Origin of the sequence: Pedobacter polysacchareus, assembly GCF_019802255.1 — a bacterium.
Taxonomy (GTDB): domain Bacteria; phylum Bacteroidota; class Bacteroidia; order Sphingobacteriales; family Sphingobacteriaceae; genus Pedobacter; species Pedobacter polysacchareus.
In genome coordinates, this window is sequence record NZ_JAHYSS010000003.1 from 100,978 (window position 1) to 117,855 (window position 16,878).

The 16,878-nt window shown below is 41.8% G+C and carries 13 protein-coding genes; 3 read left to right on the top strand and 10 right to left on the bottom strand.

Annotated elements, in window-relative coordinates; all coding sequences use genetic code 11:
* The first annotated feature begins 55 nt into the window (after positions 1-55).
* Positions 56-916, top strand: coding sequence for an SDR family oxidoreductase (locus tag K7X70_RS08215; RefSeq protein ID WP_368388496.1), 861 nt, complete (start codon positions 56-58; stop codon positions 914-916).
* A gap of 109 nt (positions 917-1,025) precedes the next feature.
* Entirely contained in the window at positions 1,026-1,883 is an 858-nt protein-coding gene (locus K7X70_RS08220) for an HD domain-containing protein (protein ID WP_222536604.1), read from the top strand.
* Between the two features lie 31 nt (positions 1,884-1,914).
* Here the strand turns inward: K7X70_RS08220 and K7X70_RS08225 are convergent, their stop codons facing one another.
* From K7X70_RS08225 to K7X70_RS08240, 4 genes are all read right to left on the bottom strand, one after another.
* Positions 1,915-2,670: a hypothetical protein gene (locus tag K7X70_RS08225; RefSeq protein WP_255606999.1), complete on the bottom strand. Its 756-nt coding sequence runs from the start codon at positions 2,668-2,670 to the stop codon at positions 1,915-1,917.
* Positions 2,671-2,858: 188 nt separating this feature from the next.
* A complete protein-coding gene (locus K7X70_RS08230; RefSeq protein ID WP_255607001.1) occupies positions 2,859-3,230 on the bottom strand; it encodes a DUF2784 domain-containing protein in 372 nt (123 codons plus the stop codon).
* Complete coding sequence (locus K7X70_RS08235; RefSeq protein WP_255607002.1) at positions 3,230-5,743, bottom strand: ABC transporter permease; 2,514 nt, start codon at positions 5,741-5,743, stop codon at positions 3,230-3,232. Before K7X70_RS08235 ends, K7X70_RS08230 begins: the two co-directional genes overlap by 1 nt.
* A 46-nt stretch (positions 5,744-5,789) precedes the next feature.
* Complete coding sequence (locus tag K7X70_RS08240; RefSeq protein WP_222536606.1) at positions 5,790-6,479, bottom strand: ABC transporter ATP-binding protein; 690 nt, start codon at positions 6,477-6,479, stop codon at positions 5,790-5,792.
* A gap of 128 nt (positions 6,480-6,607) precedes the next feature.
* Here K7X70_RS08240 and K7X70_RS08245 point away from each other — a divergent pair, with 128 nt between their 5' ends.
* Positions 6,608-7,345 carry an arylesterase gene (locus K7X70_RS08245; protein ID WP_255607003.1) on the top strand — a complete coding sequence of 246 codons (738 nt, stop codon included), beginning with the start codon at positions 6,608-6,610 and terminating at the stop codon, positions 7,343-7,345.
* Here the strand turns inward: K7X70_RS08245 and K7X70_RS08250 are convergent.
* The 6 genes from K7X70_RS08250 to K7X70_RS08275 all read right to left on the bottom strand — a co-directional run bounded on the left by K7X70_RS08250 (position 7,340) and on the right by K7X70_RS08275 (position 16,846).
* A complete protein-coding gene (locus K7X70_RS08250) occupies positions 7,340-9,223 on the bottom strand; it encodes a beta-N-acetylhexosaminidase (RefSeq protein WP_255607005.1) in 1,884 nt (627 codons plus the stop codon). The two genes, K7X70_RS08245 and K7X70_RS08250, sit on opposite strands and share 6 nt — an antisense overlap.
* A 132-nt stretch (positions 9,224-9,355) precedes the next feature.
* Positions 9,356-10,540 (bottom strand): AGE family epimerase/isomerase, encoded by a 1,185-nt coding sequence (locus tag K7X70_RS08255; protein ID WP_222536607.1) that lies wholly within the window; start codon positions 10,538-10,540, stop codon positions 9,356-9,358.
* Positions 10,541-10,552: 12 nt separating this feature from the next.
* Complete coding sequence (locus tag K7X70_RS08260) at positions 10,553-12,688, bottom strand: GDSL-type esterase/lipase family protein (protein ID WP_255607006.1); 2,136 nt, start codon at positions 12,686-12,688, stop codon at positions 10,553-10,555.
* A 78-nt stretch (positions 12,689-12,766) separates the two neighbouring features.
* Positions 12,767-14,341, bottom strand: a complete 1,575-nt coding sequence (locus K7X70_RS08265) for a sialidase family protein (protein WP_222536608.1) — start codon at positions 14,339-14,341, stop codon at positions 12,767-12,769.
* A gap of 138 nt (positions 14,342-14,479) precedes the next feature.
* Positions 14,480-15,721, bottom strand: coding sequence for an MFS transporter (locus tag K7X70_RS08270; protein WP_222536609.1), 1,242 nt, complete (start codon positions 15,719-15,721; stop codon positions 14,480-14,482).
* Between the two features lie 3 nt (positions 15,722-15,724).
* Entirely contained in the window at positions 15,725-16,846 is a 1,122-nt protein-coding gene (locus tag K7X70_RS08275; RefSeq protein ID WP_255607009.1) for a galactose oxidase, read from the bottom strand.
* Between the last annotated feature and the right edge of the window lie 32 nt (positions 16,847-16,878).

The following is a 16,878-nucleotide window of genomic DNA, read 5'->3' on the forward strand; positions in this document are numbered from 1 at the left end:
AAATTGTTTTAAAGCTGTATTACCAGAAGCCCTATAATTTTTTAAACACTATATGATGAAGAAAGCACAAGAAAAAGCAATCCGTCCTAAACAGCATCAAAGGAAACAGCCTGGATCTGAAACACTGATGCGGCCGAAACCAGCGTTTGAACCGATCCTTTCTACAGAAAAACTGGCCGGGAAAGTGGCCTTGATCACAGGTGGTGATAGCGGAATAGGACGGGCTGTAGCAGTGGCATTTGCAGCCGCCGGTGCAGATGTAGTTTTAAGCTATTTAAATGAGCACGAAGATGCAAAAATTACTGCAGCGGCAGTTGCAGCTCATGGCAGAAAGGCCATATTGCTGCCGGGTGATATTGCGAATGAAAAACATTGTCAGCTTTTAGTCCGTAAAACGATTAAAGAATTCGGGCAATTAGATATCCTGGTGAACAATGCAGCGGTACAGTATCCTCAAAAAAGTCTGGAAAAGATCAGTGCTGCTCAGTTGGAAAAGACTTTTCGTGTCAATGTGTTTCCGCATTTTTACCTGAGCAAAGCTGCGTTAAAGCACCTTAAAGCAGGAAGCAGCATCATTTGCACTACTTCTGTTACCGCTTATCGAGGCAGCGACCATCTGATTGATTATGCTTCCACTAAAGCTGCGATTGTGGGTTTTATCCGCTCGCTTTCCACTGCGCTTGCCGACAAAAAGATAAGAGTCAACGGCGTCGCTCCCGGTCCTATTTGGACGCCATTGATTCCCTCCACTTTTACTGCGGCGGAAGTCGCCGTTTTTGGATCTGATGTTCCTTTAAAAAGAGCTGCTGAGCCTAATGAAGTCGCTCCATGTTATGTTTTCCTGGCTTCTGAAGCAGCAAGTTATATGACGGGACAGGTATTGCACCCCAATGGTGGTGAAATTATCAACGGATAATCTATTTATATTAGTAATATCTCATGATAAAACTAAAATAATTAGTATAATTGCATGCTCAACAATACCTTGTTGGTAGTAATTTAAATATACTCTAATTTAGAAAGACATGATCACTGTAAATGATTTGCTATACGGAAATGTGGAACTCCCTGCGGTTTTTGATGATTTATTGGCTAGTCCGACTTTAAAAAGGCTAGGCGGTGTTCATCAAAGCGGTGCGATCTTCCTGGTTAACCCAGAGCTTTGCCATACCCGCTTGGAACACTCTATTGGCGTATTGCTATTGATCAGGAAGCTTGGAGGCTCAGAACTGGAACAGATCGCCGGCCTGCTTCACGACGCTTCCCATACTGCCTTTTCACATGTTGGTGATTATGTCTTTAAAAATAAGGAGGAGAATTATCATGAGGAAATGTTTGCAGAGGTCCTGATGAACTCAGATATTCCGGCTGTGCTGCAGAAACATGGCTATCATCTGGATGAGATTCTGGATGGAACTTTTCCACTTCTGGAGCAGCCCTTACCAGATCTCTGTGCAGACAGGTTAGATTACACACTGAGAGATGCAGTCCATGCAGGATTGATCAACAGACCTGCGGCGAAGTTGTTCCTGGAGCATATCAGGATACAAGGGGGTCGAATCGTTGTGACCAATGAAGAACAGGTAAATTGGATTAATGCCGTATATGAACGGCTAAAAAAAGAGGTATTTGAGCTTCCGCTGCATCTTTATGCCAACCAACAGATGGCCCTTATCATCAGGGATTTCCTTAGAAATGGTTTTCTTCAGGAAGCTGATCTCTTTAAAGACGATACTTTCCTCCTGAATAAGATCAGAAGCTTCGCTCTAGGATATGAGGCGGTTAAATCGATAAAAACCTTAAAAGGTTACCCTGCCTTTTTAAAAAACGGCAGTAGTTTAACGACCAAACTTAGGAATTTAAAGGCGATGCTATCTATTTAGTAATTGCTTGCTTTAATGAATAGTTCAGATTTTATTTTAGACCGGGCTTCTTCCCGCCTAAATTAACGACTGCCCCGATGGTAAAAATGGAATTTCCAGCTGTCATAAACTTTCTGTCTTTTAGTCCAAAATTACCGCTGGAAGTATACTGTAGCTGTACCGCGTCACTCAGCCTCATGCGGGTAAAGAATACCGGCTCTATGAACATATTGTCTTCTTTGGGCTGGCCAATATTGTTAATCAGAAAAGTATTCATCCCTACATGGCTAATGCGAATTGCGGTACCATAATTTAAGGCGTAGCTATTTCCAAACAGCTTCAGGTAATTGTTCTTTTTAGAACTATAGTTTACCTGAATAAATGTTTTTGTAAAGGTAATTTCTTCCTGACTACTACTGGTCAGCACCTGATGATCATCATACGACCTAAAATTACGGTCGGCACTTCCACCACCATATCCAGCATAAATCTCTATGATCCGGTTGTTGTCTGGTCCAAAAGTATCAATATACCCTCCACCAACTTCCAGCAATTTATGTCGAAAATCTTTTGTGCTGCGCTCATTTTTCATATATGAGCCACTAAACAACACCCCAAAATGATTTGAAACTGCATAAGCACCATTGATGCTCGCATTTCCTTTTGGCGAAATGTGTACCCCTGCACTCAGCTCACCTTTTTCACTCAACATAGGTGTGTTAGGGACATTGGGCATATATAGGGAAGAACAGGAACTCCAAATGCTGGCAACACAAAAAAGGGGAACTATCAGGTATTTATTCATCATCGTAACTGCATTAACAAAGCAATAATAAAATGTGTTTTTTACTTATAAATTTCTAAAAGTAGGGATTTAGGATCAAATTTACCGGATTATACAGGCATATTACTAGAATAATCAGCTGTCCAGAAGTGCATTAGCAGCTAAACAGCAGAGTAACAGGGCTGTTACACTGCTCCTTTAGACTTATTTTTTTATCTGGTATTTTTTCTGAAAAAGTTAAGATATAGAGAAATAGAGATGGAAATCAGAAAAGAACCAAGTGTTAACCCGTCAATAATTTCGGGATTGATATTCGAACCGGTTAATTTATCAGCATAATATTTAACAAAAGAATTTGGTAAGTTATGTTCTCCCAATTGCTCTTTTACCTGCCACTGCCAATCCGTGACCGGACAATAACCGATGCCATACCAGATTCCTAAGATCAGCCAGCAGCCTAAAGTAATGGCTACACCATATAGATGCAGCCGTCTGGTAACGGGAAATGCCCATGCAAAGAGGTTAAATCCTATAATTAATAAATGGATCAGCGTATAAAAATAGTCCAGTGCTATCAAGCTCATTATGATTCTTTTCTTAAAATTTCTAAAGGGGGATGATTCAATACACTTCTACTGCTATAAAGCCCAGTGAACATCACCAGTACAGGAATCACCACCAGGAATACAATTAAAGGTAAAATCTCTGGTGCATAGTTCCCTTTCAGCGCAAATACGGCCAGGGCCCAGCTGCCCAGTACCGCCAGAATAATTCCAGCAGCTGTGGCAATAAATCCTAAGATTAGGTATTCCAGGCCAGTAATCGTTAGGATCTGCTTCCTACTTGCTCCCATGGTTCTCAGCAAAACACTTTCTTTCAATCGCTGCCCTTTACTGCTCATTACGGAAGAAAGCAACACAATCCAACCTGTAGCCATACTAAACCCAGCCATAAACCGAATCACAAAGTTTATCTTATTTAATAGATTATCAATGGTTTTAATAATCATATCTAAATTAATTATTGAGACATTAGGAAATTGTTTCAAAACATCTGCCTGTAATTGAGCAGACTTTTCAGCGGCGGCAACATGGGTCATAAAGACATAAAACTGCGGCGCTTCTTCCAGTACACCTGAAGGGAATACCACCCTGAAATTAGGCTGTACCGTATTCCAATCGACAGCTCTGAAACTTCCTATTTTTGTTTTAACCAGCATTCCCTGAACATCAAACACAATTGAATCGCCAATATTTACATTTAGCCTTTCCGCATATCCATTTTCTAAAGAGATAATTACCGTTCCACCTTCTGGTGTTGTACCAGTCCAGTTTCCTGCAGTAATTTTTTCTGTAGCCCTTAATTTTTGCTGATAGGAGGCTCTGACCTCCCCCTTAAAGGCGTTGACGATTGACTTCTTTATGTCTTTAGCTTTGCTGGTGTCTCCATACTGTTCGGCTGTCTTCCCATTGATTTCAATTATCCTCATGGTCACAATAGGTACCTGCCCTAAAACCGGCAAATGATTCGTCTGGATCAGTTTTGCTAAAGGTTCTTTTTGAACAGGCTGAATATCAAACAGCACCATATTAGATTTCGTCCCATCGCCAGATACCTCTACTTTATTTAAAAGTACCCCTTGAACCAAATAAAGTGTCACAATGAACATCGTAGATAAACCAATCGCCAAGCTAAGTACCATAGTTTGATTATTGGGACGGTAAAGATTGGCAAAACCCTGACGCCATACATAAGCCATACGCTCAGGGATCAGTTTTCTTACCGCGAACATCAGTACCTGAGCCTGGCCCACCAGCAGCAGAAAGGCCAGCAATATACCAAGCACAAAAGCGATGGCTTGAATTGCATCCTTCATCTGCAAATAAGTAAAGCCATAAATGAAGCCGATCATCAGCAGGTACACCAACCATTTGAGGAGGTCTATTTTTGGTTTTACTGCTTCAAAAGAGGCTCGGATGGCATTTAAAGGAGATATATTCCGAACAGCAATCAGGGATGGCAATGCAAATAACACAGAAATAATCAATCCCGTTGCCAGTCCTTGTCCAATTGCCGACCAGGAAATGCCTATGGATAACTCGAGAGGAATAAAATCTTTCAATACCACTGGAAGTAAAAACTGCAGGGCAGTACCTAAAAAGGCACCTACAATTGCACCTAACAGACCGATGACCCCTACCTGAATCAGATAGATGAGAAAAGCTTCACTTGCATTTAAACCCAGGCACCTTAAAGTAGCTATGGTGCTCAACTTCTCTTTGATGTATACTTGAATAGAGGTTCCTACACCAATACAACCTAATAGCAAGGCTATAAAACCTGATAAGGCTAGAAACTGATTGAGATTTTTAAAAGCCCGGCCTGTACTTTCCTTCTTTGTGGCCACAGTTTCAGTACTCAGCTGCTCCTTATCCAGAAATTTCTGGTGGCGTTTTAAATCTCTATTAACAGTAGCAGCGTCTTTATATTTATAAAAATAACGGGATTGGATCCTACTGCCTAGCTGCATTAAGCCGGTCTGCTCCAGGTATTCTAAGGGGATGTACACCACTGGAGTCACTGTGCTCGCAAGGCCAGTTTGCCCGGGCACACCTTCCAGGCTTCCTTCAATAGCAAAGCTTAAGCTGCCAATCTTTATCGAGTCGCCAGGTTTTGCCTGATATTGCAGCATTAGTGTTTGGTCTACCAGTGCCTTTCTACCTGTTTTAAAATTTTTCGCAGCAGCAGCTGGAAGAGTTTCTATGGTACCATAAAAGGGATAATTGCCTTTTAAGGCCCTGATTTGAACCAATCGGCTGCCTTCACCTTTAATGAAGTAGACCATGGAGACAAAATTTCTTTCCAAAGCCCGTTCAGTGCCCAGGGTATCCAGTAAAGCTTTAACAGCTGGACTCCAGGGCCTGCGACTTTCTACAATCAGGTCAGCTCCGGTCAAGGTCTTTGCCTGTTCGTCGATGTCACGCTGTAAATTGGCTTTAAAGGAGTAAACAGCGACTAGTGCTGCAATTCCTAAAACAATAGAAGACATAAACAGGAGCAGCCGGGAACGATTTTTCCTGCTATCACGCCAAGCCATTTTTATCAACCAGGAAAAATTAATGGTTCTTTTAATTGAAGGGAAATCAGCCATGGTTCAGTTCTAAATCAGCAATTACTACACCTCCTTTTAATTTGATCATCCTATTGGTTTTTGCCGCCAGATCCAGATCGTGGGTCACAATCACCAGTGTTGTTCCAGCCTCTTTGTTGAGGTCAAACATTAGTTTTATCACTTTATCACTGGTTTCAGCATCCAGATTTCCAGTGGGTTCATCTGCAAATAATATGGCTGGTTGATTTGAAAAGGCTCTCGCCAGAGAAACCCTCTGCTGCTCTCCACCGGATAGCTGTATCGGGTAATGACGAGAGCGGTCGGCAAGGCCTACCTTATCTAATAATTCCATCGCATGCTGCTTTATGTTCTTTTCCCCTCTCAATTCTAAAGGTACCATGACATTCTCCAGCGCTGTCAGGGTTGGTAACAGCTGAAAATTTTGGAAGATAAAACCTACATAGCGGTTTCTTACTGAGGCTCTTTGGTCTTCTGTTAAATTATCCAGATCAATCTCATTCAAGGATACCGTTCCTGAACTGGAGCGATCTAATCCTGCACATAAACCGAGTAAAGTGGTCTTTCCACTTCCAGAGGGCCCAGTGATGGCAACGGTAGTCCCTCTTTGAATTGAAAAATTAATCTGATCGAGTACAGTCAATTTATGACCTGCATTTTCGTAAATTTTACTTACATTTCGAATGTTAAGGATATGTTCCAAGGCGATATAATTAGGGTCTTGTTTTAGTTTTAGAAAATAGAATTTTGATCGACATTTCAATGCGGCAAACAGCTAAATATACTGCCTTTAACAAGTATTCACGGTATTTTGATTCATAATAATTATATATGTTACAGCTAAATTTTAAAGATTCCTGGGTATTGATTGCGCTGTTTTCTATCATGTCCTTATTGACTGCCTGCACTGAAAAGCAAGGATCCAGTAGTGCTGACCCAGCAAAATCAGCCTCGGATAAACCCTCCACAAATGTTGAAGGGCAACAGAAAAACAGCAGTACAGCAAAAGAGCTGACGAAAGAAAAAAACATCTTATTTTTTGGAACGAGCCTTACCGCTGGCTATGGCTTAACCGTTAATGAAGCTTTTCCTGCTTTAATACAGGAAAAAATAAACGAGGCCAAACTTCCTTATAAAGTGATCAATGCGGGTTTAAGCGGTGAAACCTCTGCTGCCGGCAACACTAGGATCGACTGGCTATTGAAACAGCCGATAGCCATATTAGTTTTGGAATTAGGGGCTAATGATGGATTACGAGGTCTTCCTTTAAAGGAAACAAAGCGCAATCTTCAGCAGATTATTGACAAAGTCAGAAAAAAGAATCCTGAAGTGAAAATTGTACTTGCGGGAATGCAAATCCCACCGAGCATGGGGGCCGATTATGCCACTGAGTTCAAATCGCTTTTCCCGGAACTGGCCAGGAAAAACGATTTGGTATTGGTACCTTTCCTACTTCAGGGTGTTGGTGGAGTGCCAAAACTGAATCAGGGAGATGGGATTCACCCTACCGCAGAGGGACAAAAACTCCTTGCAGAGAATGTATGGCTGCAGTTAAAACCTATTCTATAAAGCATCCAGGGCTACGAAAGTAAACATCCATTTCTGTGGATTTTTCCAATCTGCGCCTTTGAAACTGGCAATTGGCAATTTGATCAACACTTCATTCCAACCTTGTTTTAAGGCGATTTTTGTGGCTGCCCTGAATTCATAGCCTTCATCGATCAATGGGATTTCCATGTTTCCAGATAAACCGGCCTGCTTCCAGGCTGGTGGATCAATCAGGACTCCATTCACATGAACATTGCTTTTGCGGTTGTCCCAGGTTCCTTTTTCAGGTGAATTAGAAGCGTAGGAACGGGACATATTGTTAAAACCGATCCAGAAATCCTTGGATTCATCGGCATCAGCCCATATTTTACGATAAGCGTACCAGGTGGTATTTTCCTGAGGTTTATCCAACACCCCGGTCACTTGTGGTGTCCACCAATGTCTGAGTATGATTGTCCCACCCCTCACTTCCATGGCAACCGGCAGACTATCCAGATTTACTGTTGCTGCTTCCGGCTCAAATGAAGCCGTTAAATCACCTCCATTAGCAAAAGGACCAATCAGTTTCCAGGTCACATCTGCTTGTGTGGTATAAGGAAATGGCAGGCCTGAAAAATAACGCTGCTTATGCTGCATCAAGCGGTTTTCAAACTCGGAGAAGCCCATGGCGTCCGTAGATCCAGGTTGCCCGATTTTAGCCATCCAACCGGGTATTCCCCCACCTCTCCAGCTGCGTTCAGAGAAAGCCAGCATAGCGGGATAAACCGGATTTTGAATTAAAGCATCTTCTTGTTTCTGAACGTTCCGGTCTGGCCAGTTACAAATCACGCCGCCTAAAGCATTGGCATCCCCTTTATCCAGGTTCGAAATTTTCCTGTTAAAAATGGTCACCACACTCTCCAAAGGATCCATATGGTTCAGGTAAAGGTGCCTGGAGTCTATATATTGTATGTTTTTATTCTTACTTACTTTTGTTGCACCTTCCATCCACAATTGTCGGATGGTACTTTCCGTAAAGTTCCCTCCTGGCTCCCATCCAATTACCTTTTTACCGAGTTGTTCTATCAGTTTTGTCACTTCCGGAAGGAAATTAGCATTCGTAATTTTAACTTCATCTGCACCAATGTGTAAATAAGGAAGGTTATAAGTTTTGATAAACTCTCTAATGAGATTTTTAACAATCATAAGTCCGGTATCACTTTGCATTTCCGTTTTCATTGCTCTTTTAAAAGCTTCACTATGACCAGGCATATCTATTTCTGGTACCAGCGTAATGTGCCGTTCTTTACAATAAGCAATCAGCTCCTTCATTTGCGCTACGGTATAAAAATCACCTTTATTGCGCAGCATTGTTTCTGGTGCTGTCAGCTGCGGATATTGCTTACTTTCCAATCTCCAGGCAATATCTTCTGTGGCATGAAAATGAAAAATATTGAGCTTGTACGCTGCCATGACATCAATTTGTTGTTTCAACAGTGCAAGGGATTGGAAATTGCGCCCTACATCCACCATATATCCTCTCCATGAAAATGCAGGCCAATCGACCACCTCACATGACAGTACCTTTTTATCTACTGAAATCAGTTGTTTCAACGTTTGAATGCCATAAAACACCCCTTTTTTATGCAATCCTTTAATTGTAATCTTATCGGGGCTTACCGTAAGGCGATAGGCTTCGTCCTTAAATTCGGCATCGAGCATTCCATCCTTTGCCAATAGGATATATGGAGAACCATCGACTGGCAATTTGCCTATTTTAACCTCTATTCCTTGACTTTTCAGTGCTATTTGCAGGAATTTAGCTTCTGGAATAAACAAATCATCCTGAACTACAATTGCCCGGCAACTTTTAAGATCAAAAACACCAGATTTCCTTTCCAGGTGTTGTGGAAGGGGCATTAAAGCAGGCATTGCCCTTTGGTCCTCTTTCAGAGTTGGGACCTGAGCATACAACATATCAATGGAGAGCAACAAAATGATAAGTATTAAAAAGTTTCGGTTAAACATCATGATCATTCAGAATAGTAGTACTTATTTCTCTAGGTGTTCTGTTAACAAAGCGGCACAATACCATTCCTGGCGTGGTAAATGAAAAGGTCCTTTAAAGAGATTTCCCTTAGCCGTTTGCGCTAAACTTCCATCTCTATGCAGGTAACCAAACCACTCCCCGTTCTTTTTGTCGTGAAAATGACCATATGCATAATCATGAACCATTTTATGCCATTTTGCATATTTTTCATCCCCTGTGATGGTGTAAGCCAATAGAGTTGCAATGATCACCTCATTATGCGGCCACCAGAACTTCATATCCTGCCAATATTCCTGTACGGGTTTATCGTATACATCTTTGAAATACATAATACCACCATGTTCTTTATCCCAGCCACGCTCCCACATATAGTCGAGCATTTTACATCCCAATGCAATCAGTTTAGGATCATTATTTCTGTATTTAGCTTCATGAAGAATAAACCAGGCCCCTTCAATCGCATGACCAGGATTTAGTGTTCTTCCATCAATATGGTCTATAATGCTGCCATCAGGAGCCACTTGTTCCATGACACATCGAATGTCATCTTTAACAAAATAAGTCTCTATTTCAGCGATCCATTTGTCGATCCATTCGTCACAGCGTGGATCTCCAATGTTTTCCCTAAGCTGCTGAGCAGTATTCATCATAATCATCGGCACGCCAATTCCTTTTGTTGGCCTGGTTCCGGTAAATTTTGGCGGCAAAATACCTGGAGTTGTGGAATACTCAATGCATTTCCCAAAAAGGTATCTTGCCATTTCAGCCGCTGCTGGATCACCACTGGCTTTTGCATAGGCAGCATTGGCAATGACAGCAAAGGTTTCTGAAAAATAATATCTCCGTTTTCTAATGGGCTGACCATCACGCGTGACATGGAAAAACATTTGTCCATCGTCATCAAAGCAGTATTTATTCAGAAAATCTATTCCGGATTTTGCGGCAGATAGCCATTCTTCTTTTGGTTCAATTGTATTGTAAAGCGTAGAAAGCAGCCATGCTGCCCTCCCCTGTATCCATACGGCCTTATCGTCATCTATCAGCGTCCCATCTTGATCTCTCATCAATAAGTACCCGCCGAATTCGGTATCTACAGACCTTGGAAACCAGAAAGGAACCGTATCATTTAAAAGTTGATTGTTATAAAATTGCTGTAATTGCTGAAGGTCTTCTTTAGTATAATTCATTTCTTTAAATTTTTAGTTAAGGGGTATAGTGAAGGTTGAAGCCGGCAAACCATGCTGATTGATCAGATTGGCTCGACTAAAAGGAGCATAACTGTACCGTACTGTTCTTACTTTTTCTGCTTTTATTTCTTTAGGAAGCTGGAGCACCACTTTATTATTCATCAGCCTTGCGGAAATCGGTAGGATGGTTCCTTTTTCCAGCACTACATCAAATCCCTGTAATGGCTGAGCATCTTTTACTGCGAGCGGGCTTCCTGCTATAAAGGAAATCTCAATCGTATGGTCTTTCAGCACTGCTTTTCCTGGAATCGGACCATCTGCAACTACCGTTTTGCCATAACTATGCTGCAGTGCCTGTAAGGCCAGGCGTTGTCCAATCTCTTTTTTCCTGATGGGGTGAACATCCAGTGAATCCCCCAGGTCTGAGCTCACCGCCATATATGTATTAGGAACCTGATGCTGAACCTGATCTTGCATTGTTCTAAAATACGGCCATGAAGGACGGTTTATTCCAGAAAGCTGTACATAATAAAAAGGGAAGTCTATCCCCCATTTTTCTCTCCAGCTTTTGATCAGCACCGGAAAGCTATGGGCATACAATTCTGGATTTTGAGTATTACTTTCTCCCTGATACCAGATTACCCCTTTTATTGGAGATCCGATCAACTGGGCAATTCCAGCTTCATAATTATAGGCCGGCTCGTAAGGATGACGCTGTCTGGGATTCAAAGAATTTTTAAGGTTTAAATCTGCACGTCCGCGTGCCCATGCCTGGACAAAATCGGATTTCCGCCAATTGCTCAGTACATCTACCAGCTGAGGATCATGCTCTAATGTGTAACGATCGATCCAGGACTCCAGCGTAGAACCGCCAACGGCCATTTGGATCAGGCCAATTGGAACCCCTTCTTCTTGTACTAGCTGCTGCCCAAAATAATACCCGATGGCAGAAAAGCCTGCGGCCGTATTTGAAGCTGCAGGTTCCCAATTTCCAGAGAAATAGTCCAGATGATTTAATTTGGCCAATGTGGTACTGTCCCAGGATAGGCCATCAGTTTCAGCAACCGGATTAAACTTCATCAATCTTAATTTCGGCTGTTCCGGAAATTGCTTTAGTTCAGCAGTTCCTGTTGCGGATTGCTGCAGCTTGAAATACATATTTGACTGGCCGGAGCACAGCCAAACATCGCCAAGCAGCAGATCTCTTAAAATGATTGTCTTTTTTTTATCACTGATGCTCATCTGATAAGGACCGCCATGCGGCATTGCTGGAAACACCACTTTCCATTTACCATCTTTTCCGCTAAGCACCGTTTTCTTTGTCCCGTTAAAAGCGACGGTTACTGGTTGATCTGCATCTGCAGTTCCATAAATTGGGATCGCCTGATCGCGCTGCAATACCATGTGATCACTAAACAGTAAAGGCAATTTCAATCCTCCGTAATGACCACTAAGGTTTTCATATACTGTACGGGCAATGATCGCAGCCCCTTCCTGATCTGGATGAAGGTTGTCTGCAAATAGATCCGGACGATTATTTAAAGGACTGTTCAAATCAATCAGGGAGGCCTGATTGTCTTTAGCTATCAAAAGAATCTCTTTTTGAATCTGCCAGTACCAGTCCCGGGTCCCTGATTTAAATCTTGGGTGTTCACTGAAAATGGGTGTTAACCGACAAACATATAACTTGATTTTAGGATTATTCTTTTTTAAGGTATCCAGTAGCCAGGCATAATCCTGCTGAAATTCATCGCGGTATTCCGGCCAATTTCTTGGATCTGTATCATTTAGCCCAAGATGAACAATGGCAATATCTGCATTGAAATCAAGGGCTTTAGTAAATTCTTTGGTTTTATTATAAGGTCTGTGTCCTTTCTTCAATAAAGTAGCGCCGCTCAGGCCAAAGTTTCCTACTTCATAGGAGTTGCCCAGTAGGCCTTGCAGTACAGCTGGATAGGATTCAGCAGCTGGATTTTTAAGCAAATAACCTGCGGTAACGGAATTTCCGATGCAGGCAACTTTGATTTTCTTCCCTTGTGCAAACAGGTTATTTTGCAAAGAAAGTGACAATAAACAAACGACAAGGATGATTCTTATGGTGGTTCTCATTCCGTTTTGTTGAATTTCTTGCTGATCATTGATCAGCATGGTTTAGGGTTTCAGCAGCCTCAAACTGCAAGGAACGCATCCAGGTAATCAGGTTTTCCTGGATGCGTTGGTGATGAATTATTTTACAAGATCTTTTACGGGGATGCGTACGAAGTATAAATCACGTACACCTTCATATAGTAAACCTAAAGTCTCATCATCAATTTTTGTTAGTGCTGAATATCCGAAAGAATCTCTTTCGTCTACCAATAAACTGGCATCTTGCCAAGTTTCTCCAAGATCAAGACTCATTTTAATGGTCATGTCTTTTCTATCTTTTGAAGAGTTAGGATTACTGAAGAACAATACCTCTTTCATTTTCCCTTTTACTTTCACGCGGGCTTTAATCAAACTGGCCATACAAACCGGGTCAATCAATGCTTTCACAGAAGTAGGATGTGTTTCCCAGTTTAAGCCCATATCCATAGTTGTCGCAACACTTCTGAATTTCCCACGGTTATCGCGCATGTTCAGCATGATTTTTCCTGGTGTAGTTTCTACCAGCTGACTTTCTGTGGTATTTGATTTGGCACCTACTCCTGCTTTCCAGGTTTTACCATGATCAGCACTATAAATCAATGTGGAATGCGGCATTTTATTTTCATCCCAATATTGTGCAGGGAATACAATTTTACCATCTGCCATTGCGATTCCATTTCCCGGGCCAGGGAAAAACAATCTCCATATTGGATTTTTCACTTGTGTGGTAATGCTATATGGTTTTGTCCAGGTTAAGCCATCATCATTGCTGCTGGTTAGCGCAAACTGACCGGTTTCTTCTTCTGAAAGACCTGGGCCAGAACCTGCAATAGAGCGGTTGCCTTTGCTCCATAATGCGGCTACCCAAATGGTTTTGGTAACGGGGTCGAATAAAACTGAAGGGTCACCAACGCCATTATTTTCATGAGGAGCCCCCATATCCATAATGATTTTCATGGGTTCCCAGGTCTTGCCACCATCTTTACTTCTACTCATTCCCACATCAATATTACCCGGCAAATCACCACTGTTTTTATAACGCGCATCATAAACAGAGATCAATGTTCCTTTATCCGTATCGATAATTCCGGGAATGCGGTAAGAATTAACCTCATCATCATTAGGATTTCTGATGGCGATTCCTAATCTACTGGCCACAACTGGGCCCTGGATACTTATTTTATGTTTTATGTCGGCAACATCTATTAAATCTGAAACCTTTAGTTCCACCCGGTCGTCGATATTTGCTTCTGGTTTTAAAGTAGCACTGATCCAGATCACTTGTTTGCCTGGAGCTAACTTCCCATCAAGGGGAATGCGGATTTTTTTTCCAGAAACCGTTGCGGCACCAATCTTTTTCTTCGCATCCAGCACTTGTTTTTTTTCCTTATTCTCCGTACTTAAATAAACTTCTAAAGATTGAAGATCATTCAAACCTGCTTTATTTAGCGTACCTAACAGCGTTTTAAATGCTAATCCTGCTGTCGGAACATCAATTTCCATGCGCCACAGCGGATTAATCACTTTCCTTTTTAGAATCGGGTTTATGGTTTGCTGCGCGCTGATCTTTAAATCAATCGCATTGGATTGAACTTTTTGGCTGCTGGCGGTTAAGCCAGTGGCTAATAAAAAGAGAGAAAGAGCAGCGCATTTGTAGTGTTGTGAAATCATCATGTTTAGTTTTATCGTGTTAAAAAGTTTCGGCTAGTAAATAATGGTCATTAGCTCAGCTTATTGGTATCGGCATTTATAGTTAAAATCGTATTTTATAATTTGATTATGGCTCCAGGAGCTAAGCTTCATCCACCACCATTAGGCATCGGCAAAATCATTCGCAACTGGTCTAAGGAAGTAGAGCTGTACAAATAGCGCAAGGCAAACAATGCCGGCCAGCATCGCAAAATCTTGTCCAAGGTGCCCGGCATCCGAAGATTTCCCCAGCAGATCGGTAATAAATGCACCAAAAAACACACCCGTCATGTTCATTAGACCATAAGCAGTTGCCCGGTATTTTGAGGAAACAAACTGACAAAGAATCGGCATATTATTGGCATCAAACATTCCGAAGCCCAGTCCAAAACAAAGTGCAGCCCCCATTACATGAAACAAAGAATGACCGAATCCTAAAAACAGTAAAGAAGGAATCGTTAAAGCCAGACCAATTGCACTGGTATAAATTCGTCCTTTAATATTTTTCTGCACCCATCTATCGGAGAGAATTCCACCAAATATCACGCCTACAAAAGAAGAGAAAGCAATGGTAATGGTAGACAAAGGGCCAGCGGTAGACATTGGGATGTTCAGATTCTGAGCAAAAAGTGTTGGTAACCAATTTTTTGCTGCCCAGCCTGGTAAGCTTGGAATGGCAAAATAAAATAGGATAATCCAAAAAGAAATATTGGTAAAAAGAATGGCAAAGCCTTTAAAAATAGAAGGCTTTGCTTTCATTTTTATCTCATCATCCATTTCTAGGCTTTCGCTTGCTTTTTTCTCTCTAAGGAAAAAGACCAGCACCAATGCATACACCACTCCTACCATTCCAAAAGAATGAAAGGTGGCTTGCCAGGAAAATTTGTCGGCGATAGTTGCCCCGAAACCTCCCAATGCCTGGCCCATGTAAAGGCCAGTCATGTGAATGCCAATGGCGAGCGACCGTGTTTTCGAGGAGTGAAAATCAGCAATCAGCGACAATCCCGCAGGGATATATAATGCTTCACTCACACCCATCAATGCCCGAAGCCAATAAATTTGGTTAAAGGTGGTTGCATACCCCATTAAATAAGTGACCAAAGACCAGACGAACAAACTGCCAACAATCAGCCATTTCCGATTGAATTTATCGGCAATAATTCCAGAAACCGGGCTCATAAAACCATAAATCCATAAGAAAATAGCCATCAGGTATCCGAAGTTTGTGGCCGATTGCAGTTCATGAATATCGATCTGCATTGCCGGCTTCATGGTAGACAGCATTTGTCTGTCCATATAATTTAATAGCGCCACCACCCACAATAATCCCACTACCACCCAGGCATATCTGTTTGTGTTTTTCATTTTCTAATCTTTAATTTTTCCAAGCGTAATGTTTGGTGTCCTGACACCAGGCTGCACCTCTCCGCTGGAAATAATGATATTATTATTCCATTTTGTGGCCATGGCCGTCACTTGCGCAGGAAAAGGCAATTCGCCCAATTTTGACCAGGTATTCTTTAAGATATCATATCGCAAAATACCTTTGTAAAAACCTGTATGCTGAATACTCAACTGGTTCTTTTCAGCGGTTAATTTTGCTTTTTCCGCTGGATCTTCTGTTTTAGCGATTCTGGAGAGGTAAGTTTCTATCTGGTGGAAGGTCTTTCCATTGTCACCACCAAAGATTAGAATCTCATTTTTCCCAAAAGCCAGACCTGTTCCTGCAGAAAAATTTGTGACTTCTTTACCATCACTAATTGCTGCACCTTCTTTCCACACGCCTTTTTCAGGATGATAAATAAATACAGTGGAATGAAGATCGCTAATGCCAGAAGGTGTTTTTGTACGCCCGCCAATTACATAAATTAAGGATTTCTCCGCTACCACAACTGAATTCGCCAGCGCAATTGGCAGCTCAGGCAATACTTGCCAAAGTCCATCAGCCGAGCTTAAATCAAGGCTAAAAACGGCTTTGGAAGTTTCCTTTTCCTGGTCTCCACCAATCGCGTATACCAGATTCCCAATATTGGTCAAGGCAACATTTGTCAATGCGACAGGTAAGTCGGCTAAAGGTTTTACCACAGGAGTTTGTTTCGCCTGATCCCATTTGATTAGGAAAACCTTTTTAGATAAGCCTTTTTCATTCTCCCCACCTGCGTACACAATTCCAAATTTGGTACTGATATTCCCGCAATAGGCAATAGCTTCCGGCAAAAATGCTTTTTGTTTATTCCAGGAAAATGAATTCCCTTTTTGCTCCAATAGATGAATCTCGTTTGAATAGTGCTTCTTTCCGCCTTCCCAAGGCTTTTTGTCTGGAAAATTGGCGCCACCAGCAACAATCAGCCGATTTTGAAGAACGGCATTGATTGCTCCGGCAAAGCCGATAGAAGTTTGCCCATCGGACGTTTGTAATTTCGCTGCAATAGACCATTCGATCTGCTCAGCAGTAGTTTTCTGAGCGAAAACGGCTGTTGTTGTCAACATAAGTGGGACTGATAGATAAAATAAGTACTTGC